Origin of the sequence: Pseudomonas sp. S12(2018), assembly GCF_024355235.1 — a bacterium.
Lineage (GTDB): Bacteria > Pseudomonadota > Gammaproteobacteria > Pseudomonadales > Pseudomonadaceae > Aquipseudomonas > Aquipseudomonas palmensis.
This window is the reverse complement of sequence record NZ_QLAD01000010.1, coordinates 176,838-179,070: the sequence shown is the minus strand read 5'-3', so window position 1 is coordinate 179,070 and position 2,233 is coordinate 176,838. Positions and strand designations below refer to the sequence as shown.

The 2,233-nt window shown below is 63.4% G+C and carries 4 protein-coding genes; all 4 read left to right on the top strand.

Going from position 1 to position 2,233, the window contains the following annotated elements; genetic code table 11:
- The coding region (locus DN388_RS22475; RefSeq protein WP_255002106.1) for a cbb3-type cytochrome c oxidase subunit I at positions 1–559 on the top strand (559 nt) is incomplete at its 5' end.
- Positions 559–1,167, top strand: coding sequence for a cytochrome-c oxidase, cbb3-type subunit II (gene ccoO / locus DN388_RS22470; protein WP_043862385.1), 609 nt, complete (start codon positions 559–561; stop codon positions 1,165–1,167). The genes DN388_RS22475 and ccoO, both read left to right, overlap by 1 nt.
- 5 nt (positions 1,168–1,172) lie before the next feature.
- A complete protein-coding gene (locus tag DN388_RS22465) occupies positions 1,173–1,370 on the top strand; it encodes a CcoQ/FixQ family Cbb3-type cytochrome c oxidase assembly chaperone (RefSeq protein ID WP_043862418.1) in 198 nt (65 codons plus the stop codon).
- Positions 1,367–2,233 (top strand): cytochrome-c oxidase, cbb3-type subunit III (gene ccoP, locus DN388_RS22460; RefSeq protein WP_255002105.1); only part of this gene is annotated, 867 nt, incomplete at its 3' end. The genes DN388_RS22465 and ccoP, both read left to right, overlap by 4 nt.

Here is a 2,233-nt window from a genome sequence, read left to right as displayed (position 1 = left end):
GTCGGGCGCCTGGCATAAGCTGCGCACCGACCCGATCCTGCGCTTTCTGGTGGTATCGCTGGCGTTCTACGGCATGTCGACCTTCGAAGGCCCGATGATGGCGATCAAGACCGTCAACTCGCTGTCGCACTACACCGACTGGACCATCGGCCACGTACACGCCGGCGCTCTGGGCTGGGTAGCGATGATCTCGATCGGCGCGCTGTACCACATGATTCCGAAAATCTATGGCCGCGTGCAGATGCACAGCGTGGGCCTGATCAACGCGCACTTCTGGCTGGCGACCATCGGCACCGTGCTGTACATCGCCTCGATGTGGGTCAACGGCATCACCCAGGGCCTGATGTGGCGCGCCATCAACGACGACGGCACCCTCACCTACTCCTTCGTCGAAGCGCTGCAGGCCAGCCACCCGGGCTTTATCGTGCGTGCACTGGGCGGTGCGTTCTTCGCCTCCGGCATGCTGCTGATGGCCTACAACGTTTGGCGCACCGTCCGCGCCTCGCAGCCGGCCGAAGCTGAAGCCGCCGCTCAGATCGCTGTCGTTGGAGCTCACTGATGAAGCACGAAGTAGTCGAGAAGAATATCGGCCTGCTGGCCTTCTTCATGGTCATCGCCGTGAGCATCGGCGGCCTGACCCAGATCGTCCCGCTGTTCTTCCAGGACGTCACCAACAAGCCGGTCGAGGGCATGAAGCCCCGCGTCGCGCTGGAGCTGGAAGGCCGCGACATCTACATCCGTGAAGGCTGCGTGCAGTGTCACTCGCAGATGATCCGTCCGTTCCGCGCCGAAACCGAGCGTTACGGCCACTACTCGGTAGCCGGTGAAAGCGTGTGGGACCACCCGTTCCTGTGGGGTTCCAAGCGTACCGGGCCTGACCTGGCCCGCGTCGGCGGCCGCTACTCCGACGACTGGCACCGCGCGCACCTGTACAACCCGCGCAACGTGGTGCCGGAGTCGAAGATGCCGGCGTACCCGTGGCTGGTGGAGAACACCCTCGACGGCAAGCTGACCGCCAGGAAAATGGAAGTGTTGCGTACCCTCGGCACGCCCTACACCGACGAGGACATCGCCGGTGCCCGCGACGCGGTCAAGGGCAAGACTGAAATGGACGCTCTGGTTGCCTACCTGCAAGGGCTGGGCACCATCATCAAAAGCAAACGGTGACCTTGATGGATATCGGGATGATTCGTGGCCTGGGCACCGTCGTGGTGATGGTGGCCTTCATCGGCCTGGCGTTGTGGGTATTCAGTTCTCGGCGCAAGTCCGAGTTCGACGAAGCGACCATGCTGCCCTTCGCGGATGATCCCGAAGCCAGCAAGCACGTCGAGCAAGCGCAAGCGAGCGCTTCTAGGAGTAACAAAGAATGACTACCTTCTGGAGTCTGTACGTCACCGTTCTGAGTCTGGGTACCATCTTTGCCCTGACCTGGCTGCTGCTGTCCACCCGCAAGGGCCAGCGCAGCGAAACCACCGAAGAAACCGTGGGCCACGCCTACGACGGCATCGAGGAATACGACAACCCGCTGCCCAAGTGGTGGTTCATGCTGTTCGTGGGCACCATCGTGTTCGCCCTGGGCTACCTGGTGCTGTACCCGGGCCTGGGCAACTGGAAAGGCCTGCTGCCGGGCTACCAGTACCTGGACAACGAAAACAAGGTGGCCTTTGCCAACGGCGAGTCGGGCTGGACCGGCGTGCACGAGTGGGAAAAGGAAATGGCGCGTTCGGATGCCAAGTTCGGGCCGATCTTCGCCAAATTTGCAGCGATGCCAATTGAAGAAGTGGCCAAGGATCCGCAAGCCCTGAAGATGGGTGGCCGCCTGTTCGCCTCCAACTGCTCGGTATGCCACGGCTCCGACGCCAAGGGCTCCTACGGCTTCCCCAACCTGACCGACGACGACTGGCGCTGGGGCGGCGAGCCCGAGACCATCAAGGCCACCATCATGGGCGGTCGTCACGGCGTGATGCCGGCGTGGGCCGAAGTGATCGGCGAGCAGGGCGTGGCCGATGTGGCCGGGTTCGTGCTGACCAACCTCGATGGCCGCACCCTGCCCAAGGACGCCAAGGCCGACGTGGAAAACGGCAAGAAGCTGTTCGCCGCCAATTGCGTGGCCTGCCACGGGCCGGAAGGCAAAGGCACCCCGGCGATGGGCGCGCCCAACCTGACCCATCCGCAGGCGTTCATCTACGGCTCGAGCTACGCCCAGCTGCAGCAGACCATCCGTTACGGCCGC

Coding starts and splice junctions, on each gene's coding strand:
- ccoO (WP_043862385.1), top strand. CDS start 559: ATGAAGCACGAAGTAGTCGAGAAGAATATCGGCCTGCTGGCCTTCTTC.
- DN388_RS22465 (WP_043862418.1), top strand. CDS start 1,173: ATGGATATCGGGATGATTCGTGGCCTGGGCACCGTCGTGGTGATGGTG.